The sequence below is a fragment of the Novosphingobium sp. TK71 genome, assembly GCF_055361505.1.
Genome location: NZ_JBSZKA010000001.1, coordinates 2,040,943 through 2,062,733 on the forward strand (window position 1 = coordinate 2,040,943; position 21,791 = coordinate 2,062,733).

The window sequence follows — 21,791 nt, forward strand, 5'->3', positions numbered from 1 at the left end:
GTCAGGCCGCGAACAGTTCCAGCTGCGTGGCGGGCGGAGCGACGAGCGCGCGAAGGTCGGCCCTGTCGATCAGCCCGGTGGGCCGCCAGTCTGCCGTGACGATGAACGGCCGCAGCTTCTTCACCGAAACGGTCATGCGCGCCACGTCGTCCAGTCGCAGGGTCCGCCAGCGGCGCGCCGAGACGATGGCATCCACCGCCTTCACCCCGAGGCCGGGGATGCGCAGCAGCAGTTCGCGCGGGGCGCGGTTGACGTCCACCGGGAAACGATCGCGAAAGCGTAGCGCCCAGGCCAGCTTGGGATCGATGTCCAGCGGGAGCATCCCCGTGGCCGGATCGACCGCCGCGCCGACTTCCTGCGGCGTGTACTGGTAGAACCGCATGAGCCAGTCCGACTGGTAGAGCCGGTGTTCGCGCATCAGCGGCGGGCGCTGGAGCGGCAGGACGACGCTGGCGTCCGGGATCGGGCTGAAGGCGGAGTAATAGACGCGCCTGAGATCGAAACGGTCGTAGAGCGCGGCGGCGCGGGACACGATGTCGCGGTCGGTCGCGGCGTCGGCGCCGACGATCATCTGGGTCGATTGTCCGGCGGGCGCAAAGGTGGGGGCGGAGCGGAACCGCCGACTGGCGTCGGCTCCCTCCTCGATCGCCGAGCGCATGGTCCCCATCGCACCTTCGATCCGCGCCTGCGACTTTTCGGGTGCGAGGCGCTGGAGGCCGCCGGCGGTCGGCAGTTCCACGTTGATCGATACCCGATCGGCATGGAGCCCGGCCCGCGCCACGAGTTCGGGGTCGGCGTCGGGAATGGTCTTGAGGTGGATGTAGCCGCGAAAATCGTGGTCTTCCCGCAGGGAGCGGGCCACTTCGACGATCTGCTCCATCGTATAGTCGGGCGTGTGGATGATGCCCGAGGACAGGAACAGCCCCTCGATATAGTTGCGGCGGTAGAAGTCGAGCGTGAGGTCCACCACTTCCTTCGCGGTGAAGCGGGCGCGGCGCACGTTGGAGGACTTGCGGTTGATGCAGTAGTGGCAATTGAAGATGCAGCTGTTGGTCAGCAGTATCTTGAGCAGGCTGATGCAGCGCCCGTCCGGCGCATAGGCATGGCAGATGCCGCCGCCTTCCAGCGTGGAGCCGATCCCCTTGCCGCCACGCGAATCCCGCTTCCTGACGCCCGAAGAGGAGCACGACGCATCGTATTTCGCCGCATCCGCGAGGATCGTCAGCTTTTCGGCGATATCGAGCGGGGGCATTGAACCAGACCTTTTCCTCATGCGTTCAGCTAAGCGTAAGCGCAGCTCTTGCAGCCGGAGCCTGTCCCATGCCGAAGGGCTTTTCAAACGAAATGTTCCCTTTATGTTCGTTTTTGCGACGAGGCGATGGGCCTTCGCGTGCTTGGCGGGAGGGCGCTGTTGTGGGAAAGGCGGGGAAGGGCGACGTAATTTGATGCCGGATAACAGGAACATGCCATTGCCCATTGCCGGGAAGAACCGCGCACGCCCTTTGCGTCTCACTTCATGGACTCTCAATGCGGGGGTTCTGGCCCTGCCGATGGCCGCGATGCTGGCCTCGTCCACGGCGGTCGCCGCCGATCCCGCGCCGTTCGAACTGAACGGCCCCGGCCTGCGCATCCAGGTAACGCGCGGCAAGGAAACGCTGCCCATCGCGCAAGTGCCCAGCCTTGCCGAGGGGGACATGCTGTCGATCCATGCGGACCTGCCGGAGGATCAGGGGGCGAAATTCCTGATGGTGTCCGCGTTCCTGCGCGGCGCGACCAACCCTCCGCCCAAGGACTGGATCAAGATCGCCGAGACCTGGAGGGACAAGGAAAAGAACAAGGCGCTGGCGCTGACGGTGCCGAAGAATGCGCGCCAGATGGTCATGTTCCTGGTCCCCGATACAGGCGGCGCGGAAGGGACGCTGGTGGATGCCGTGCGCGGCAAGCCGGGCGAATTCGTCCGCGCCACGCAGGACCTCAACCAGGCCTCGCTCGACCATTCCCGCCTGGATGCCTTCATGGCGGCGATCCGGGCGCAGGACAATTATCACCCCGAGTTCCTGCGCAGCGTGGCACCGACGCTGGCGCGCAGCCTGTCGATGAAGCTGAACGAGGAATGCCTCTCGAAAGTGATCGAGCTTCAGGCGTCATGCCTGCTCGAAAACCGGGAAACGCTGGTGTTGGCGGACGTCCACACCAGTTCGGTGGCGGAAACGCTGACCGGCGCACCGACGGACCTTGCCCTGCAGTTGAGCGCCACGCGCGAAGCGGGCTATGGCTATTACAGCGCCTATATCGGGGTGGCGCGGGATATCGCGAAGATCTTCGGCGCCTTTTCCAATCCGCAGTTCAGCTACCTGCCGACGCTGAGCGTGCGCAAGGGCGACCGCACAGGCCTGCTGCTGAACACCGCGCCTTCGTTTGAAAAGCCCAAATCGGTCATGGTGATCGCCATGCCGGCCATCGAATCCGGTAGCCCGCCCCGCCTGCGCACGAGCGCCAACGATCCGGTCTGCGCGGTTCAGGCCGGCGGCGCGCAGGGCACGCTGCTGCCGGTGGAAGGGGCGCCGCTGATCTATTCGACCGCTTATGCGCGGGAGATGAAAGTTACCCTTACCGCGCCTTCGGGGCAGACGGTGGACGTCCCCCTCGAAGCACGGGCGGACCGAGGTGGCTATGTCCTTGCGGGCGGGGAACTGCCTGCCGCCTTCACGGGAACCTTGCGCGCCCACGTCTACGGCTATTGGGGCTTCGACCGCTTCGAAGGGCCGGACTTCCTCCTCCAGAAGCCCGATGGCGGCGGCTGGCAGGTGTCGGGCGGCGACAAGAATGCCGAGATGCCCACGCTGGTCGTCGGACGGGATAATCCGCTGGTGCTGACGGGCGCCGCGCCGTCCTGCGTGGAATCGGTGACTTTGCGGCAAGGTGGCAGTGCGCAGTCGGTCGAGTGGAAAGTGCAGGGCAAGGACGGTCTGGCGCTCACCCTGCCGCTGGCGGGCCGCAAGCCGGGCGAGATGAGCGTGGAAGTGAAGGTGCGGGGCGCTGCCCAGCCTTCGACGATCGCGCTGCGGGCCGATGTCCAGGCGAGCCGGGTCGACGGTCTGGTGATCCATGCCGGGGATGACTGGGGCGTGCTGACCGGCCAGCGGCTCGACCAGGTGGACAGCGCCGAACTTGCCGGTCTCACGCTCAAGCCTGACGGCCTGACCCGCGACGGGACGGTAGACCGCCTCAGGCTGGCGAGGTCCGACGGGCAGAAGTTGCCGGAGGGCGCCTCCCAAACCGTGCCCGAGATACCCGGGGATGCGGCCGCGCGCATCAGGCTGCGCGGCGGGCGCACCGTTTCGGTCCCGATTACGCTGGCCGAGGCGCGGCCGCGCGTGAACCTGCTCAGCAAGACCATCGAACCCGGGCCGGTAGCGGCGGGGGGCAGGGTGCTGGGCCTTCCCGGAGAAGACCTGCTGCCGGACAACGGCCGCATGGTGTTCTCGGTTCGCAGCGATGCAGCGCCGCTGACCCCTGCCGACGTGATCGAGGTGGCGCCCGCGAGCGGCGGCGAGCCGGTGCGGCTTTCGGCAGGCAAGGGATTGAAAGTTGCAGGGCCGCAAGTCCTGGTTGCCTCGTTCGACCCCGAAACGCTGCCGCCTTCCACGTTCGGTCCGCTTCGCTTCCGGCTGGTGCGCGGCGGCGATGCCGGCGACTGGCAGCCGCTGGTCACGCTGGCGCGGCTTCCGCATATCGACGGTGTATCGTGCGGCGGGGCGGAGCGGGACGCGAACTGCACCATCAGGGGCAGCGACCTGTTCCTGATCGATGCGGTAGGGCTTTCGCCTGCCCTCGATCCGGCGGTGAACGTGGCGCAGGGCTTCACGGGCTCTGCGCTTCAGGTCCCCGCGGCGCGCGACGGCAAGTTCTACCTGCGTCTTCGCGACGCGCCGGGCGCGCCGGTGGTGCTGCCGGTTTCCTGACGGCGCTTCCTTGCCCCCGCCTCTTCCGGGAGGCGGGGGTATCGCGCCTGCGCGTTCTGGTGCGATGTCCTTATCGGTCAAGAAAAGTGCCGGCTGCTGCGGCTAGACCCGGCCTTCGAACCGCGCGCACGACGCGGCAGAGGAAGGTGAGGGGACAAGCGGGTGAAGGTCGAGGACATCATTGCGGCGGCAAGCGCGGAGACGGGCCTTAACGACTTTGGCGACGAGGCGGTCCTGTCGGGCCTCGCGATCCTGCTGGAGGATTACCAGAACGAGGCTGCGCTTACCGAAGCGGGCCGGCAGCGCTCCATCGGCTCGCTGGTCTCGGCGCTGGCGGGCCGGATGAAAGTGGAAGACTGGCTGGCGCGTCATCCCGAACTGCTGGAGCGTCCGGTCGAAAAGCCGATGTTCGTCTTCGGCCTGCCCCGCACCGGCACGACACTGACCATCAACCTGCTGGCCGCCGACCCGGACCGCCGCTGTTTCCTGCGCTGGGAAGCGTTCGACCCGGTGCCGCCGCCGCGCAGCGACGAACTGTCCGCCGGCCCGCGTTTCGAGCGGATGCAGGCGCAGATGGCGCGCGCGATCGGCGCCGCCCCCCATATCGCCGCGATCCACCATGAAGATTCCGACAGCCCGACCGAGTGTCAGTTCGCCATGGCGCCTTCGTTCTGCGCGCAAGTCTATGAGGCGCAGGCCCATGTTCCCGGCTATCGGCAGTGGTTCCTGCACGAGGCCGACTATCGCCCGGCCTTCCGTTATCACAAGCGCCTGCTGCAATGCCTTCAGGCCGAGGCGCCCGGGCGCTGGACGTTGAAGAATCCATGGCATCCGCTGTTTCTGGACGAGCTGACCGAAGTCTATCCCGATGCGCAGCTTGTCATGACTCATCGCGATCCGGTGGAAGTGGTGGGCTCGGCATGCAGCCTCATCCACGCGGTGCGGCGAATGTACAGCGACGCGGTAGACGCCCATGCCATCGGCGCGCAGATGGTGGAGATATTCCACCTCATGATCGCCCGGCAGGATGCATATCGCGCTAAACACGGCGCGGACGCGATCTTCGATATCCAGTACGATGCGCAGATGCGCGATCCGGTGGGCCAGATGAAGCGGCTTTACGATCATTTCGGCGAACCGCTGACGGCGCGGGCGGAAGCGGCGATGACCGCGTTCCTCGCCGACAATCCCAAGGGCAAGCACGGCCGGCATGAATATCGGCTGGAGGACTACGGCCTCGATGCCGCCGGGGTGAGGCGGGAATTCGCCGATTACGTGGAGCGGTTCCGCATTCCCACGCGCTCGTGATACGGCGGGGCTGACGCTATCGCCAAGGCGTTGCCCTCCGCGTTGACCCTGCCTTGCAGGCAGGAGCATCTCTTGCAGCCATAAGCGGCGGGGTGCGGCCCTGCGCTGAGTCGGTCGGGAGCGGCGAAGAAGATGCGGGAGCCTTTCGTCGATGGCACGCCGGATGCGGGAACGCAGGTGATCCAGGCGCGGCTGCTGCGCCATTTTCCGCAGGTCGTGCGCGATCTTGGCGGCGATCCGCAGTCCCTCTTGTGCGCGGTCGGGCTGGACGAGGAAGCCTGCGACCGGGCCGGGGCGATAACGTGCGGGCAGTGGCTGAAAGTCGTGGGCCGGGCGGCGGACGTGCTGGACCGGCCGGATTTCGGCCTGCGTCTTGCGCAGCGGCAGGGCGGCGTGGATGTGTTCGGGCCGCTCGGTGCAGCCATGCGCAGCGTCCTGCGGTTCGGTGACGCGCTGTCCTATGCCGCCACGCACAATGCCGCGCACAGTCTCGCCGCGCGGGTTTGGATGGGGCGATCCGCCGGTGGGCAGCATGTCTTCATGGGCCACGAACTGCTGGCCGAGGATTTGCCGGCGCGCAGCCAGGCGATCGAGCAGGTGCTATTGGCCGGACACCTGGGCGCCCGCGCGATCACCGGGCAGCGCGTTGGCGCGCGCCGCGTCCACTTTCGCCACCAGGCTTTGTCCCCCGCGAAAGTCTACCGCGAGCATTTCGGCTGCGAAGTGCGTTTCTGCCAGAACGAGGACGGCGTGGTCTTCACGGTGGGCGATCTTGAAAGTCCGGTCGCCGATGCCGACCGGCAGGGCCTGCGCGACGTGACCGAGCATGTTTCCCGCCGGTTCCGGCAACAGCGCCCGCCGGTCCATGCGCAAGTACGCGGCGTGGTGAGGCAACTGCTCTGGACCGGTCGCTGCGGGAACGACGATGTCGCCCGCCATCTCAACCTTCATCCGCGCACCCTGCACCGGCGTCTTCACGAAGAAAGCATCAGCTTCCAATCGATCAAGGACGAGGTCCGCCGGGACTTCATGCTCTATTACCTCCAGCAGACCGACCTGCCGCTCAGCCGCATATCGGAGAAGCTGGGCTTCGCCGAGCAGTCGGTCATGTCGCGCTTTGCGCGGAGCAGCCTCGCCGCCTCGCCGCGCGAGATTCGCCAGGCGGCGCGGGAAGCGTTGCCCTGAGCACCGATATCCCGGCGCCCGGTTGTTCAAGCCGGCCGAGGCCTGCGGATCGAGGCCAGCGTCAGCAGGCTCCGGGCAATCTCGCGCTCTCCCATGACGACGTGATCCGCGCCGACCTGCTTGAGATGCTCGACTTCCTCATCCGAATGGGCGCGGGCGAGAATCTCGATCTCGGGATTGATCTGGCGTGCGCGCTGCGCGATCACGCCGCCTTCGAAGCCTTCGGGAATGGCGATGATCAGCTTGCTGGCGTCCCTTATCCCGGCCTGGTCGAGTATGTCTGCGGTTGCCGCGTTGCCGGTGATCAGATCGAGCCCCGTTTCCCGCGCCGCCTTCGCCAGATCGTCCTGCTCCTCGACGATCACCAGTGACCGGTTGCCGGAGCCCATGCCGTCGGCAACCAGTTTGCCGACCCGTCCGTAGCCCACGAGGATAACATGGCCGCTGCGCGGTTGGTCGCCGTTGCCGGTGGGGGAAGCGGCGGTGGGCACGGCGGCTTTCACGATGGCGTGACGGCTTGCCAGCAGGCGGAAGATCAGCGGATTGGCCAGGATGGACAGGATGGCCCCGGCGAGGATCAGGTCGCGGCCTTCCTCGGGCAGGAGATCGAGGCGGACGCCGAGGGCTGCCAGCATGAAGGAGAATTCGCCGATCTGCGCCAGGCCCGCAGCCACTGCGAACCCGGTCTGGAGCGGGTGGCCGAATGCGCGCACGATCGCGAGCGCCACGGCCGATTTGCCGATGACGATGATAAGGACGGTCGCGGCCAGGGCTCCGGTGCGTTCGATCAGCACCGCCGGGTCGAACAGCATCCCCACCGAGACGAAGAACAGCACGGCGAAGGCGTCCCGCAGGGGCAGGGTTTCTTCCGCCGCGCGGCGGCTCAACTGCCGCTCGCCCATGACCATGCCGGCGAAGAAGGCGCCCAGCGCGAAGGAGACGTCGAAGACATAGGCCGCGCCGAACGCCACGCCGAGCGCGATGGCGAGAACGGCCAGACGGAAAAGTTCGCGCGATCCGGTATGGGCCGCCCAGTGCAATGCGGCCGGGATCGCCCGCTTGCCGACGATCAGCATCAGGGCAATGAAGCCGCCCACCTTGGCGATGGTGATGCCGACGATCTTCGCGAGATTGGCGGTATCCGCCGCCGCCCCGTTCAGGATGCCGGCGAGCACCGGCAGCAGGACGAGCACCAGCACCATGGCGAGGTCTTCGACGATCAGCCAGCCGATGGCGATCCGCCCCCTTTCCGTATCGACCAGATTTCCGGCCTGCAATGCGCGCAGCAGGACGACCGTGCTCGCCACCGACAATGCCAGTCCGAACACCAGGCCCGCGGCAAGGCTCCACCCGAGATGGACCGCAAGGCCCGCGCCAAGCGCGGTCGCCACGGCGATCTGGAGCACCGCGCCGGGAACGGCGATGGCCTTCACGGACATCAGGTCGCGCAAGGAAAAATGCAGGCCGACGCCGAACATCAGCAGGATGACGCCGATTTCGGCCAGTTCGTTGGCGAGGGCGGAATTGGCGACGAAGCCCGGGGTGAACGGGCCGACGAGGACTCCGGCGAACAGGTATCCTGCTACCGGGGATATCCGCAGCCGTTGTGCCAGCGCCCCCATTGCGAAAGCCGCCACCAGCCCGGCGACGATGGTTCCGATCAAGGGCGTATGATGCGGCAAGCGCTGCTCCTCGCTCCGGCGTGGCGGGGTATGGCCGGCTCGCCGCCCACCTACTGGAAGGATGACACGAGAGTTGCCGCAAGTCCCGCTGCCACCATCGAACCGGCGAGCAGCAGGGGCATGAGCCATCTGGGGGCGATGTTGCGCTTGCGAGGCATCCTCTGCTCCTTCCGGTTGATCTCGGGGGCGTTCGGCCGTGGGCAGAGGGTATCAAGATATGGCGCGATTTGCAGCACCTTGGATCGCTGCCGCCGTATCTTTGTTGCAGACGTGCCTTTCCGCGGCCCCGCGAAGCGCGGGATTTCGCGGCTGCCGGGGGATCGACGCGCTGCCCTGCCGCCGCCGGACACGCGCGAGGCAGCAGTGGCAGGGCGTTCCCGATAGATCGTCAGAACGGGGCGTTGAGCCGGGTCAGCGCGCCTTCCAGCAGCGCCTTGTGTTCTTCGGGCGGCCCGTGCTCCAGTTGCAGCCTGCCGATGGCGATGCTGCTTTCGATCACGTCGCGGCACCTGTCGAAGCGGCGCTCCTCATAGGCGGCGAGACCTGCTTCCACCGTGCCGGCATTCGCCAGTTCCTCGGCCAGGACGATGCCGCTTTCCACCGCCATCCCGGCGCCCGAGGCGAGGTGCGGCGTGGTGGCATGAACGGCATCGCCCACCAGCACGATCCGGCCCCGGCTCCACGGGCGCGGTTGCAGGGCCGCGGCGAGGGGGCGGTAATTGATCCAGTCCTCGCGGGTCATGTTGTCGCGAATCCATCCGGCATTGCCGCCGAAGTCTGCAAGCAGGGCCTTGAGCGCGGCGTGGAGTTCCTCCTCGTCCATGAAGCTCTCGCGCGGTTCGTGCCGGGTCAGCATCCACATGTAGACGTTGTCCGGGCTGCAGGCGGTGATGCCGCAGGGGTTGTTGTGGCCGAGGAAGAATTCGCCGGCGTCGAGGCCGGGCGGCTTGCGGATGGAGATGCGCCAGCAGCCCTGCCCGGTCGGCTGGGCGGGGCCCATGTGCGGGAAGGCGAGTTCGCGCACGGTCGAATAGACGCTGTCGGCCCCCGCCACGAGGTCGTAGCGGCCGTTCGTGCCATCGGAAAACGTCACGTCGACACCGCTCGCGTCGCTTGCGAGATGGTTGACCGTCAGGCCCAGACGGACGGGAATCTCCAGTTCGCGTACCCGTGCCTGCATGATCCGGTGGAGCACGGGGCGCATGATCCCGCCGGTTGCGGGCAGGCCTTCCTCGATCACCGGTTCGTCGAGATCGTGCAGGTGGGTTCCGTCATGGCGGAACAGCCGCGTCCGGTTGGTGATGGCGCCTGCCTTCTTGATCTGCTCTAGCAGGCCGAGCCGCCGATAGGCGCGCAAGGTCGGCCCGGTTATCGTGATGCCGGCGCCATAGACCCGCCATTCCGGATCGAGGTCGATCAGGTCCACCCGAACGCCCCGTTCCGCAAGGCTGATGGCCGTGGCCATGCCGCCGATTCCCCCGCCCACGACAAGTGCCGTGGCGATGCTGCTGATGCTCTCCCGTGTCATGCCACGAGAGGTAGCGAGGCCGCGTCGTCACACAAATCCGAACTGTGGATGCCTGCCCATCGATACAATCGGTGTGACCAACGCCGGCCGCTTGGCTAGCCCCGACGGCAAGAACAAACACATCGGGAGGAGCGCCATGCGCAATCGACTTTTCCATTCCTCGAGTCTGGCCGTGATGATGCTCGCCGTCTTCGGCGGCGCCATGCCCGCGCTCGCGCAGGAAGCTGCACCGGCGCAGGACAGTTCCGGCCTTGGCGACATCATCGTCACCGCCCAGCGCCGCGCCGAAACGCTCCAGGATGCGGGCATCGCCATCGATGCCGTGGGCGGAGATCGATTGCTGCAGCAGGGCATCACCCAGGCGGACGCGCTGAACAAGGCGGTGCCTGCGCTTACGGTGACCAACGGCGGCGGTTCGAACACCTCGATCTTCCTGCGCGGCGTCGGCAACATCACCAATTCGAGCTACAACGATCCGGCCGTCACGCCCAGTTATGACGGCGTTGTGCTGGGCCGCGCGGCGGGGGCGTTCGGTTCGGCATTCTACGACCTTGCCCGCGTGGAGGTGCTGAAGGGGCCGCAGGGCATCCTCTATGGCCGCAATGCCACCGGCGGTGCGGTGAACATCATACCCAACCGGCCCGAACTCGGCCGCAGTTCCGGCGGCTTCACCCTGACGGTGGGTAATTACGACGCCGTCGGCGCCGAGGGTTTCGCCAATCTCGCGCTGGGTGAAAATGCCGCGCTGCGCGTGGCGGCGACGCATCAGTACCATGACGGCTACAACCGCGACGGCAGCGACGATCTCGATCGCAGCGGCCTGCGCGCGCAATTCCTGTTCGAACCGACGGACCGGTTCAGCATCCGTCTTGGCGGCGATTACACGCATGTGGGCGGGGTGGGCGCGGGATCGAGCTACATCGGTTCGTTCACGCCGGGGGCGACCGGATTCACCTTCACGCCTGCCGGGTTCGACAGTTCGGAAGGGCTGAACACCGATGCCGCCAATGCCTACCGGCAGACCCAGCTCGGCGCTCCGGGCTTCGGGTTCCTCACGGCGATGAACCGCCAGCAGATGAACGACGCGACCTATTGGGGGCTCAACGCCGAAGTCACGCTGGACACCGGCATCGGAACGCTCACCGTCCTGCCTGCGTACCGCAACACCAAGGCCGAGAGCTTCTTCTACGGTCCCGCATTCAACACCGCCTACACGAATGAGAAGGACCGCCAGTTCAGCCTCGAAACGCGGCTGGCGGGCACGGTCGGCATGTTCGATTACGTGGTTGGCGGCTTCTTCTTCGACGAGAAGATCCGCAATACCGGAGAATACAACCAGGAATTCGTGCTGCCGATCCAGCACTACACGCACAAGACCCGGAGCCTGGCGGGCTTCGGCCAGCTTACCGCCAACCTGACCGACAGTTTCCGCCTGATCGGCGGTCTGCGCTATACGCGCGATCACAAGTCGATCGACGGGATCATCAACAACTTCATCGCCTTCTGCGGCGGCATCCCGGCGGTGACGCCGCCCGATTCCTTCGGGCAGGGTTGCGCGGTGCCGGGCAATATCCCGAACTTCCCGAATTTCACCTCTACCGGCGATACCGTGAACTGGCTGATCGCGAACGGTTATATCGCGCCGGGCAGCACGGATGCGGCGAGCGATCAGGTCTATCCGCTGCTCAGCGGCGCGGGCCTGATCCTCAAGACCTACTATCCGGTGGTCGATTCCGGCAACTTCAGCCGCGTGACGTGGAAGGTCGGAGCCGAGTTCGACCTGGCGAAGGATTCGCTGCTCTATGGTTCGGTCGAAACCGGCTACCGCGCGGGCGGCTTCCAGCTTTCCGAAGGCAATCCGACCTACAACCCGGAATTCATCACCGCCTATACCATCGGTTCGAAGAACCGTTTCCTCAACGACCACGTCCAGCTCAACGTCGAAGCCTTCTACTGGAAGTACAAGGACCAGCAGATCAACTACTTCACGGTCTCGCCGGATTCCGTGCTGATCAACACCATCGACAATGCCGGGCGCGCCGACATCAAGGGCTTCGACGTGGACCTGATGGTCAAGCCGATGCGCAACACCACGCTTTCGGCCAAGGTCCAGTATCTCGATACCGAATACAAGGAGCTGACGCTTACCACCGCCTCGCCGCGCAACAACATCAACTGTCCTTCTTCCGCCACCGGGGATTACCTGAGCGACGGGGTAACGCCGATCCTGGCGTTCAACTGTTCGGGCCGCCCGCTGCTGTTCTCGCCCAAGTGGACGGTCAACCTCGGCGCCGAACAGGTCGTGCCGCTGGGCGACGATTACGAACTGGTCGGCAGCGTCAACACTTCGTGGCGGTCCTCGCAATACGGCGCATTCGAGTATCTCGATTTCGAGAAGATCCGCGGTTACTGGCTGACCGACGCCAACCTGACGCTGCGCCTGTCGGACGGCGGGCTTTCGATCGGCGCCTTCGTCCAGAACATCGAGAACAAGCGCCGCGTCGCCACGCCGCAGTCCTCGCCCATCGGCTTCGCGGTGGCGCGCTACACCGCTCCGCGCACTTATGGCCTGCGCCTTTCGGGAACGTTCTGAGGCCGGGATGCTGCGCGGGGCCTGTGCTTGCCGTTACTCAAGGAGAATGCAGTGAAAGTCGTCGTCACCGGGGCAGGCGGGTTCGTGGGCCGGGAACTTGCCCGCCGCCTGCTGGAGGCCGGGCACGAGGTCTCCGGAATAGACAGCCACGCCGGCGGCATCCCGCCGGGCGTCCGGCCGGTGGAAGGCGACCTTGGCGATGCCGGGGTCCGCGCCGAAGCGCTGGGGCGGGGCTGCGACGCGCTCGTCCATCTGGCAACGGTGCCGGGCGGCGCGGCCGAGGCGGACCCGGGCGCCTCCCGCCGGATCAATATCGACGCGATGTACGACCTGCTGCAGGAAGCGGCGGCGCTCTCGCCGGGGTTGCGGGTGGTCTATGCCAGTTCCATCGCGGTGCTGGGCGATCCGCTGCCTGCCCATGTGGACGATGCCACGCCCTTGTCGCCGAAGATGATCTATGGCGGGCACAAGGCGATGATGGAACATGCGGCGGCCATGTTCTCCAACCGCGGCCTGATCGATGCGGTAACAGTGCGCCTGCCCGGCATCCTCGCGCGGCCCAAGGGGCCGTCAGGCATGAAATCGGCATTCATGTCCAACCTGTTCCATGCGCTGAAGGCGGGTGAGGCCTTCGTTTGCCCGGTCTCGGCCCAGGGCACGATCTGGGCGCAGTCGGTCGCGCGTTGTGCGGACAATTTCGTCCACGCCCTGACGCTGGACAGCGCGCTGCTGCCGCCGACCCGCGCCGTGACCCTGCCGGCGCTGCGCCTGACGATGGGCGCGCTTGCCGAAGAAGCGGCGCGCCAGTGCGGGGTTTCGCCCGATCTCGTGACTTACGCACCCGATGCGGCGCTGGAGGCGGCCTTCGCCGCGCAGCCAAGGCTGGCGACGCCGGCAGCGGAACATGCGGGTTTTGCGCATGATGGCGATCCTGCTAGACTGGTCGCCAGTGCCCTCGCGACTTTGGAATAACCACAAGCGAAGAGGGTGCGGGAGATGGCGATGCGTTTTGGAAGACTTGACCTCAACCTGCTGGTCGCGCTCGACGCGCTGCTGACCGAGAAGAGCGTATCGCTTGCTGCGGACCGGCTCTGCCTCTCGCAGTCGGCGACGTCCAGCGCGCTGGGCCGCCTGCGCGAATACTTCGCCGACGACCTGCTGGTGGTCAAGGGGCGAAACATGATCCTCACCACCCGTGCCGAGGAACTGATCGAACCGGTCCGCGCCGTGCTGGAGCAGATCCGCACCACCATTTCGGTGGCCCCGGCCTTCGATCCCTCCACCGCCGACCGGCAGGTGCGGATCATGGCCTCGGACTATTCCACGCAGGTCCTGTTGACCGAGGCGCTGGCGGAACTGGAACGCGATGCGCCGCAGATGCGCTTCGAGATCCAGCCGATGAACGATTTCCCGATCGAGGCGCTGGAACGCGGCTACATCGACTTGCTGCTGACGATCGATTACGCGATCTCGGCCGATCACCCCAGCCTGATCCTGTTCGAGGACGACTATGTCGTGGTCGGCTGGGACGGCAATCCGGCGATGCAGGGGGCGATGACGAAGGAGACCTATTTCGAGCTGGGCCATGTCACCGCCCGCTTCGGCAAGGCTCGCGTCCCCGCTTTCGACGACTGGTTCGTGCGCCGCCAGAAGCAGCAGCGGCGGGTAGAGGTGGTGGCGCCGACGTTCCTGTCGCTCCCCGGCCTCGTGGTGAACACCAACCGCATCGCCACGATGCACCGCCGCCTCGCCGAACAGGTGGTGCAGAACATGCCGCTCATCATGCGCGAGATCCCGTTCGACTTTCCGCCGATCCGCGAGGCGCTGCAATGGCACCTCTCGAACAGCAACGACCGCGCGCTGCGCTGGATCGTCGAGCGGCTGCAACTGATCGCGACGCGCAAGGTGGAGGAGCCGGGCAACGTGGTTCCGCTCACCGGCCCCCGGATCGACCGGGACGCGCTGGAAGTCGAGTACCGGATGAACCACCCGCAGCCGCCCCGCTAGGCGGCGTCCACGCCGCCTAAGGGGCGCCCGGCCCGGTTCAGCCGGTGAGGGCGCCCTCTGCCTCGGGTGCTTCGGCGGCGACATCGGCACGGCGCGGTTCCAGCACGATATGGCCGAGCGCGGTGTTGCTGACCGGAACGTGGTAGTGCCGGTGCAGCACGCCGGTGCCCCGGCCGAGCGCGCCGCGCATGATGAGCCACATGACCATCTCGATCCCCTCGCTGCCGGTCTCGCGCAAGTATTCGATGTGGGGGACATGCCGCAGGTGCTGGCTTTCGCCCACCAGCCCGTCGAGGAACATGTTGTCCCATTCGCGGTTGATGAGCCCCGCGCGCGGCCCCTGAAGCTGATGGCTCATGCCGCCGGTGCCCCAGACCTGCACGTCGAGATCCTCCGGGAAGCTCGCCACGGCGCGCGCGATCGCCTCGCCCAGCGCCCAGCAGCGGTTGCCCGAGGGCGGCGGATAAGTGACGACGTTGACCGCCAGCGGGATGACCTTGCAGGGCCACTTGTCCACTGCGCCGAACATCATCGTCAGCGGTACGGTGAGGCCGTGGTCCACGTCCATCTCGTTGATGATGGTCATGTCGAATTCGTCGAGGATCAGGCTCTGGGCGATGTGCCAGGCAAGGTCCGGGTGCCCTTCCACCACCGGCACCGGCCGCGGGCCGAAGCCTTCGTCGGCCGGCTGGTAGCTTTCGCCGCAGCCGATCGCGAACGTCGGGATCACCTTCATGTCGAAGGCGGAGGCATGATCGTTGTAGACCAGGATCACCACATCGGGCCGGGCCTCCTCGCGCATCCAGCGGCGCGTCCAGTCGAAGCCGTCGAAGGCGGGCTTGAAGATCGCATCGGCGGTGCGGCCGTGATCGTGCGCGAAGCCGAGCACGGGAATATGGCTGCAACCGATGCCGGCAGTAATGCGGGCCATCATGTGTTCTCCCTGATCGAGCGGACGCCGAGCGGCGAACGGCCGCCCGCCAGCATCATCGCCTGGTAATCCTCCACGCTCATCCCGGTCATCGTGCTGACTGCCTGGACGAAGCTCAGCCCGTCGGTCGAGAAGACCTTGGCGAGGAAATAAACGTTGCCGCCAAGGTCCAGCAGGCGGTTGTAGTCACGGTCGAGCACGCCCTGTTTCTGGGCCTCGGTCATCGGCCATTCGTCCAGATAGGCGCGCTCGTCTGCCTTGAAGCGTTCCCGGTTTCCCGGCTTCATCAGGCTCATCGCGAACTGGTTGAGATGATAGCCCCGCCGCGCGCGGCTGGCGGTGAAGACCCGGGTGCCGGGAATGTCGTCGAACTGCGCCAGATAGGCGTTGACGTCGGTAATCGCGGGCATGGTTTCCTCTCCTGCGTTCATGGGGCGCGGCGCACGGTCACTTCCACCCCGGCGAGACCGCGCGTGAGGGCGAAGGGCTTGTCGATGCTCACCCGCGCCTCGCGCACCGGCGCCCAGGCCAGGCACTGCTCGCCCAGACGGCGGGCGAACGTCTCGATCAGCGGAATGTGCACTTCGGCCAGCGTTTCGGCGGCGGCGGCGATGCGGCGATAGTCCACCGTCTCGCCGATGCCGTCCACCGCGCCGGCGTCCAGCGCGAGTTCGACGGTGATGACCAGCGGCTGGCGGCGGCCGACCTCGTCGGGATTGATGCCCACGTCCGCCAGCAGCGGCAGATCGCGCACGCGCACGGTGGTGAGCACTGCCGTTTCGGTGGTGGCGGTTCGGGCGGAAACACGGTCGATCGTGGCAATGTCATCCATGGAGTGTGTCCCTTGCGGCCTTGACGGTATTGGCGAGCAGGCAGGCGATGGTCATCGGCCCGACCCCGCCCGGCACCGGGGTGACGGCGCGGGCGTGTTCCAGTTCGTGGGTGGCGCAGTCCCCGACGATGCGGGTCTGGCCGTCGTGATCGGTGACGCGGGTAATGCCCACGTCGATCACCACCGCGCCCTCCTTCACCCAGTATCCGCGCACGAGGTGCGGGGCTCCGGCTGCAGCGACGATGATGTCCGCCTTGCGTGCCACATCGGGCAGGTTGCGCGTCTCGATATGGGTGACGGTGACGGTCGCCTCGCGTTCGAGCAGCAGCATGGCCACGGGTTTGCCGACAATGTTGGACTTGCCGATCACCACCGCTTCCAGCCCGCGATAGTCGTCTATCAGGCCGTCCAGCAGCTTCATGATCCCCAGCGGCGTACAGGGCACCAGCCCCCCGGTGCCGCTGGACAGGCGGCCGACGTTGACCGGGTGGAAGCCGTCCACATCCTTGCCCGGCGCAACCCGGTCCAGCACCAGCGAAGCGTCGATCCCGCGCGGCAGGGGAAGCTGGATCAGCACGCCGTGCACGGCCGGGTCGGCGTTGAGGCGGTCGATCAGGGCCAGCAGTTCCGCCTGCCCGGTCTCGGCGGGCAGGCGGTGCTCCAGCGAGCGGATCCCGGCGCGGGCACACTGGGCCACCTTGCGGCCGACATAGACCTCGCTGGCCGGATCGCTGCCGACCAGCACCACCGCAAGGGCAGGCGCCACGCCCCGTGCCTTGAGCTGTTCGACCGCCTGCGCCGTTTCGTGCAGCATGGCCTGCGCTATGGCGCGGCCGTCGATGCGCTCGGCCATCGGCTATCCCCGGAACACGACGGTGCGCGCGCCGTTGGCGAAGACGCGGTCGTCGAGGTGGAGCCGCACCGCTTCGGCCAGCACGCGGCGCTCGATATCGCGGCCCTTGCGCACCAGTTCCTCCGGCATGTCGGCGTGGGTCACGGTTTCCACGTCCTGATGGATGATCGGCCCTTCGTCGAGATCGGCGGTGACGTAGTGCGCGGTGGCCCCGATCATCTTCACGCCGCGGTCGAAAGCCTGGTGATAGGGCTTGGCGCCCTTGAAGCCGGGCAGGAACGAGTGGTGGATATTGATGCAGCGGCCGGACAGGAACGCGGCCAGATCGTCCGACAGGATCTGCATGTAGCGCGCAAGCACGATCAGTTCGGCGCCGGTCTCGTCCACCACCTGCTTGATGCGGGCTTCCTGCTCGGCCTTGGTGTTTTTGGTGATCGGGAAGTGATGGTAGGGCAGCCCGTTGATGAGCGAGGTGTGCAGCAGTTCGCGGGGATGGTTGGAAACGATGCCGACCACCTCCATGCTCAGTTCGCCGATGCGGTTGCGGTAGAGCAGGTCGCCCAGGCAATGGTCCCATTTCGAAACCAGCAGCAGCACCTTCTTCGGCGCGGCCTTGTCCCGCAGCGACCAGGTCATGCGGGCCTCGGCGGCGATCGGTGCGAATTCGGCCCGCAGGTCTTCGAGCGAGCGCCCGGCCCCGCGCTGGAATTCCACGCGCATGAAGAAGCCGCCGGAAAGCTGGTCGTGGAATTGCTGGGCATCGACGATATTGCAGCCGCGCGTCGCCAGGAATACCGCGACCTGGGCCACCAGCCCGGCCTTGTCTTCGCATTGCAGGCGCAGCGTGCAGATTTCGGAGGCATCCCCGCTTACGGGGCCGCGAAGCACTTCGGACAGGGTATCGGCCAGTAGGTCGGACACGGGGCAGGCTCCTCTCTCGTTCTTGTTTCGCCCGTTCCCGCTCAGTGGCGCCGGGCGTATTCGTTGATCCAGTCGACGGTCTTCTCCATGCCGCCGAAGGGATAGAAGTGCAGGCGGACCTTGCCGTGGGCCGGTGCCAGTCCGCGCTCCAGCGCATCGACGAGCTTGTCCGGTCCGGCCGATCCGATCAGTCTGGTGATCGAGATGCCGTATTTGGTCAGCACCGAAGCCGAGGCGCCCACGCCGCAGCGCGCGGCGAAGCGCATCAGTGTCTTGATCCCGGCGGGACCGGGCACGCCGAGCCGCACGGGCGCGTCAATGCCGCGCGCGCGCAGCCGGGTGAGCCAGTCGAGCACGGGCGCTGCATCGAAGGCGAACTGGGTGACGATGAGGGGCGCCATGCCGCGCGATTCGATTTCCGCGCATTTGCCGGAAAGCACCTGCCAGCACTCCTCCTCGGTCATGTTGGGATGCCCCTCCGGGTGCCCGCCGATGCCGATGGCGGTGATGCCGTTGCGTTCGAAAGCGCCGGTGGCGATCAGGGCGGAACTGTCGGTGAAGGGGCCTTCCGGCTCTGACGGGTCTCCGGCGATCACGAAGCAGCGTTTGACGCCGGCTTCCCGCGTCACCGCGGCCAGATAGCGTTCGAATTCCTCGGCCGAAGCGATCCGGCGGGCGGAGAAATGCGGCATCGGCTCGAAACCAAGTTCGCGCACCAGCCGCGCGGCGGCAATGCGGGATTCGAATTCCTCACCGGGCAGGAACGTCACCGCGATCGGCGTTTCGGGCGCAATCGCGGCGGCAGCCCCGCGCAGGGCCTCCACGTCCTTGGCGGTCATCTCCAGCGAGTACCCGTCGACCATGTTGAGTGCCGGCCGGGCCCAGTTGGGATGAATGATCGGGGTGGTCATTTTCGTTCTCCCCACTTCCTCTCGTTGGATTCGCTCTAGCGTGCCCAGATCGTTTCGTATAGATGAAAATTCATGGATGCGAATTCATTCTCCGAATCCGAAATGACGCCGCTGGTGATCCTGCCGGGGCTGCTCTGCGATGGCCGCATGTTCGGCGGCCAGCTTTCCGCCTTTCCTGCCAGCATGACCGTGAACGGATTCTACGGCGGGGCAGACAGCATCGAGGCGATGGCGGATTACGCCCTTGCCCGCATGCCCGGCCGCTGCGCGCTGCTGGGCCATTCGATGGGCGCGCGGGTTGCGCTGGAGGTTTCCCGCAAGGCGCCCGAGCGGGTCACGCGACTGGCGCTTGCGGATACGGGAATCCACCCGGTGCGGCCCGGCGAAAAGGAGAAGCGATACGCCCTTCGCGACCTTGGACGGCGGGAAGGCTTCGGGGCGCTCGTCGATGCGTGGCTGCCGCCGATGATCGGCCCTTCGCGGCGCGGTGATATCGGTTTCTATGCGTCTCTGCGTGCGATGTGCATGGGTTCTGGTCAGGTTGTGTTCGAGGCGCAGATCGAGGCGCTGCTCCATCGGCCTGAGGTGGGAGCCGTTCTGGCGGCCCTGGAATGCCCGGTTTCGCTGATGGTCGGGGACAGCGACGCGTGGTCCCCGGTCGATCAGCACCGCGAGATCGCCGAGGCACTCGGCGGTGCTCCGCTGACGATCGTGGCCGATGCCGGACACATGGCCCCGGCGGAACGGCCCGATGCCTTCAACGCCGCACTGCGCGGATGGCTGGCTCTCCAGCCGGCGTTAACAATTCAAAACAAAGCATAAACTACCTGAAAGGCATGATGGAATGACCGAAAAATCGCTCCAGCAACTGATCGACGAAAAGGGAGACATCGTCGATTTCCTGCGCAACCAGCAGACCGGACCCAACGTCTATCCCGGCGTTCCGGGTGAATACTCGAACTGGCGCGACGAACAACGGGCCTGGGCCGAAACGGCGATCCTGTTCAACCAGAGCTTCCACATGGTCGACCTCTTGGTCACCGGCCCACAGGCCTTTGAAATGCTGTCCTATCTGGCCCCGAACAGCTTCAAGGGCTTCGTGCCCAACCGCGCCAAGCAGTTCGCGCCGGTGACCCCGGAAGGCTACGTAATCGGCGACGTTATCCTGTTCTATCTCGCCGAAGATACCTTCGAACTGGTGGGCCGCGCACCCACGATCGAGTGGGTGGAATTCCACGCCGCCTCCGGCAAATGGGACGTGAAGGTCGAACGGGATGACCGCACCGCCGCCCGTCCGCTCGATCAGCAGGGCTACCGCCGCAACTACCGTTTCCAGCTTCAGGGGCCTAACGCCATGAAGGTGCTGGAACGCGCGATGGGGATCACGCCCCCCGATCTCAAGTTCTTCCACATGGCGCCGATCACGATCGCCGGCGCCGAAGTGCGCGCCTTGCGTCACGGCATGGCGGGCCAGCCCGGTTACGAGCTGTTCGGTCCGTGGAAAGACTATGACACCGTCCGGAATGCCCTGCTGGAAGCGGGCAAGGATTTCGGCCTGCTCCCCTCGGGCGGGCGGACCTACAGTTCCAACACGCTGGAATCAGGCTGGATTCCCTCGCCGCTGCCCGCCATCTACAGCGGGGAATCGCTGCGCGAATATCGGGAATGGCTCTCGGCGAGATCCTATGAAGGGATGACCTCGATCGGCGGCAGCTTCGTGTCCGACAATATCGAGGACTACTACCTCAACCCCTGGGAACTGGGTTACGGCATCATGGTCAAGTTCGACCATGACTTCATCGGCCGCGAAGCACTGGAGAAGATGAAGGACGCGCCCAAGCGCCGCAAGGTGACGCTGGCCCTCAACAACGAGGATGTGATGCGCGTCCAGAGCTCGATGCTGACCAAGGGCGGCGACCGTGCCAAGTACATGGACTATCCGAGCGCGGTCTACGCCATGCATCCCTATGACGCGGTGCTGGTAGACGGCAAGCAGGTCGGCCTTTCGACCTGGATCGGCTACACCCAGAACGAGGGGCGTTTCCTCTCGCTGGCGATGGTGGACGAATCCGTGGCGGAGCCGGGCACCGAAGTCGTCCTGCTCTGGGGCGAACCCGATGGCGGAACGCGCAAACCCACGGTGGAACGCCACGTCCAGACCGAAATCCGTGCGACGGTAGCATCCGTGCCCTATTCGGAAGTGGCCCGGGATTCCTATGCCGAAGGCTGGCGCACCAAGGCTGTTGCCTGATCCGGGATTCCGCGAAAAGTCGAAGGGCCGCCGGGAAACCGGCGGCCCTTTTCGCTTCAGCGGCTGAAACCGGAAACGATCGCCTCCAGCAGCGCGCAGGCTGCCGCCTCCACCCGGGCATCGTAGCGAACGGTGGGGATGGCAACCGAGAGGGAGCCGACCGGCTCCCCGTCCAGCATCAGGATCTTCCCGATGCCGCAGATGCCAGGGGTATATTCCTCGCGGGTGATGGCGATGCCGGATTCGCGCGCCTGGTCCAGCTCGCGGCGAAGCGCGCTTTCGTCCACCACGGTGCTTTCGGTGTAGCGCTCGCGCGGGGCCTCCTCGAAAAAGCGATCCAGCGCGGCGGGGCCGAGGGCGGCGAGCATGGCCTTCCCCGAGGCCAGGCAGTGCATCGGCGTGCGGGTTCCGACGCCGATCGAGTAGCGCAGGGTGTGCTCGGCGGTTTCGGTGATGACCGCTTCCATCTGCCAGTCGCGCTGGACGAAGTAGGACGAAGTCTCGTTGGAGCGCACGCGCAGGGAACGGACCAGTGGCCGCACCCTTTCGATAAGCGGCAGGCGCTGCGGCGCGGCGCGCAGCCGATCCAGCCCGGCGCCCGGCTGATAGAGGCGCCCAGATCGCGAGAGGTAATCGCGTTCGACCAGGGTGGCGAGGAGGTAGGACAGGCTGCTGACGGGAATGGCGAGGGCCTGCGCGATATCCTGCGCGACGACGCCTTCGGAATGCGCGACGACATATTCGATGATGTCCAGCGTACGCATGGCGGACTTCACCGTCGATGCCGTGCCGCCGCTTCCCGATGTTGCCCCTGTCGCCATAAT

18 protein-coding genes are annotated in these 21,791 nt (G+C 66.3%); 8 read left to right on the forward strand and 10 right to left on the reverse strand.

Annotation, left to right across the window (positions count from 1 at the left end; genetic code table 11):
* Position 1: 1 nt before the first annotated feature.
* On the reverse strand, positions 2-1,252 hold the full coding sequence (locus tag ACXJ16_RS24840) for a putative DNA modification/repair radical SAM protein (RefSeq protein WP_454798635.1): 1,251 nt from the start codon (positions 1,250-1,252) through the stop codon (positions 2-4).
* A 211-nt stretch (positions 1,253-1,463) separates the two neighbouring features.
* On the opposite strand from ACXJ16_RS24840, the gene ACXJ16_RS24845 reads away from it, so the two are divergent.
* From ACXJ16_RS24845 to ACXJ16_RS24855, 3 genes are all read left to right on the forward strand, one after another.
* Positions 1,464-3,965 (forward strand): hypothetical protein, encoded by a 2,502-nt coding sequence (locus ACXJ16_RS24845; protein ID WP_454798634.1) that lies wholly within the window; start codon positions 1,464-1,466, stop codon positions 3,963-3,965.
* Between the two features lie 162 nt (positions 3,966-4,127).
* Positions 4,128-5,273: a sulfotransferase family protein gene (locus tag ACXJ16_RS24850; RefSeq protein ID WP_454798633.1), complete on the forward strand. Its 1,146-nt coding sequence runs from the start codon at positions 4,128-4,130 to the stop codon at positions 5,271-5,273.
* Positions 5,274-5,405: 132 nt separating this feature from the next.
* A complete protein-coding gene (locus ACXJ16_RS24855; protein ID WP_463922453.1) occupies positions 5,406-6,458 on the forward strand; it encodes an AraC family transcriptional regulator ligand-binding domain-containing protein in 1,053 nt (350 codons plus the stop codon).
* Between the two features lie 26 nt (positions 6,459-6,484).
* On the opposite strand, the gene ACXJ16_RS24860 is transcribed toward ACXJ16_RS24855, so the two are convergent.
* Together ACXJ16_RS24860 and ACXJ16_RS24865 are read right to left on the reverse strand one after the other, a co-directional pair.
* Complete coding sequence (locus tag ACXJ16_RS24860) at positions 6,485-8,140, reverse strand: cation:proton antiporter domain-containing protein (protein WP_185999247.1); 1,656 nt, start codon at positions 8,138-8,140, stop codon at positions 6,485-6,487.
* Positions 8,141-8,528: 388 nt separating this feature from the next.
* A complete protein-coding gene (locus ACXJ16_RS24865; protein ID WP_185999248.1) occupies positions 8,529-9,668 on the reverse strand; it encodes an FAD-dependent monooxygenase in 1,140 nt (379 codons plus the stop codon).
* Positions 9,669-9,804: 136 nt separating this feature from the next.
* Between ACXJ16_RS24865 and ACXJ16_RS24870 the strand changes: the two genes are divergently transcribed.
* From ACXJ16_RS24870 to ACXJ16_RS24880, 3 genes are read left to right on the forward strand one after another with little or no spacing between them, the layout of a single operon-like run.
* Positions 9,805-12,261, forward strand: coding sequence for a TonB-dependent receptor (locus ACXJ16_RS24870; RefSeq protein WP_054438044.1), 2,457 nt, complete (start codon positions 9,805-9,807; stop codon positions 12,259-12,261).
* A gap of 51 nt (positions 12,262-12,312) precedes the next feature.
* A complete protein-coding gene (locus ACXJ16_RS24875; protein ID WP_054438042.1) occupies positions 12,313-13,233 on the forward strand; it encodes an NAD-dependent epimerase/dehydratase family protein in 921 nt (306 codons plus the stop codon).
* A gap of 30 nt (positions 13,234-13,263) precedes the next feature.
* Positions 13,264-14,268 (forward strand): LysR family transcriptional regulator, encoded by a 1,005-nt coding sequence (locus tag ACXJ16_RS24880; protein WP_054438143.1) that lies wholly within the window; start codon positions 13,264-13,266, stop codon positions 14,266-14,268.
* 37 nt (positions 14,269-14,305) lie between these two features.
* Here ACXJ16_RS24880 and ACXJ16_RS24885 read toward each other — a convergent pair whose 3' ends face one another.
* The 6 genes from ACXJ16_RS24885 to ACXJ16_RS24910 all read right to left on the reverse strand — a co-directional run bounded on the left by ACXJ16_RS24885 (position 14,306) and on the right by ACXJ16_RS24910 (position 18,716).
* Positions 14,306-15,199 (reverse strand): class III extradiol dioxygenase subunit beta, encoded by an 894-nt coding sequence (locus tag ACXJ16_RS24885; protein WP_185999250.1) that lies wholly within the window; start codon positions 15,197-15,199, stop codon positions 14,306-14,308.
* The gene (ligA, locus tag ACXJ16_RS24890) at positions 15,199-15,609 is read right to left on the reverse strand and encodes a protocatechuate 4,5-dioxygenase subunit alpha (RefSeq protein WP_054438141.1); all 411 of its coding nucleotides are present in this window, start codon (positions 15,607-15,609) and stop codon (positions 15,199-15,201) included. Before ligA ends, ACXJ16_RS24885 begins: the two co-directional genes overlap by 1 nt.
* A gap of 17 nt (positions 15,610-15,626) precedes the next feature.
* Positions 15,627-16,031, reverse strand: a complete 405-nt coding sequence (locus ACXJ16_RS24895) for a dihydroneopterin aldolase (protein ID WP_185999251.1) — start codon at positions 16,029-16,031, stop codon at positions 15,627-15,629.
* Complete coding sequence (locus tag ACXJ16_RS24900) at positions 16,024-16,884, reverse strand: bifunctional 5,10-methylenetetrahydrofolate dehydrogenase/5,10-methenyltetrahydrofolate cyclohydrolase (protein ID WP_185999252.1); 861 nt, start codon at positions 16,882-16,884, stop codon at positions 16,024-16,026. The genes ACXJ16_RS24895 and ACXJ16_RS24900 overlap by 8 nt, the downstream gene beginning before the upstream one ends.
* Before the next feature lie 3 nt (positions 16,885-16,887).
* A complete protein-coding gene (purU, locus tag ACXJ16_RS24905; protein ID WP_186000071.1) occupies positions 16,888-17,772 on the reverse strand; it encodes a formyltetrahydrofolate deformylase in 885 nt (294 codons plus the stop codon).
* A 74-nt stretch (positions 17,773-17,846) separates the two neighbouring features.
* Positions 17,847-18,716 carry a methylenetetrahydrofolate reductase gene (locus ACXJ16_RS24910; protein WP_132469757.1) on the reverse strand — a complete coding sequence of 290 codons (870 nt, stop codon included), beginning with the start codon at positions 18,714-18,716 and terminating at the stop codon, positions 17,847-17,849.
* A gap of 72 nt (positions 18,717-18,788) precedes the next feature.
* Here ACXJ16_RS24910 and ACXJ16_RS24915 point away from each other — a divergent pair, with 72 nt between their 5' ends.
* Positions 18,789-19,538, forward strand: coding sequence for an alpha/beta fold hydrolase (locus ACXJ16_RS24915; RefSeq protein WP_185999253.1), 750 nt, complete (start codon positions 18,789-18,791; stop codon positions 19,536-19,538).
* A 22-nt stretch (positions 19,539-19,560) separates the two neighbouring features.
* A complete protein-coding gene (desA, locus tag ACXJ16_RS24920) occupies positions 19,561-20,967 on the forward strand; it encodes a syringate O-demethylase (protein WP_185999254.1) in 1,407 nt (468 codons plus the stop codon).
* A gap of 56 nt (positions 20,968-21,023) precedes the next feature.
* Here desA and ACXJ16_RS24925 read toward each other — a convergent pair whose 3' ends face one another.
* Positions 21,024-21,788 carry an IclR family transcriptional regulator gene (locus tag ACXJ16_RS24925; protein WP_292636506.1) on the reverse strand — a complete coding sequence of 255 codons (765 nt, stop codon included), beginning with the start codon at positions 21,786-21,788 and terminating at the stop codon, positions 21,024-21,026.
* Between the last annotated feature and the right edge of the window lie 3 nt (positions 21,789-21,791).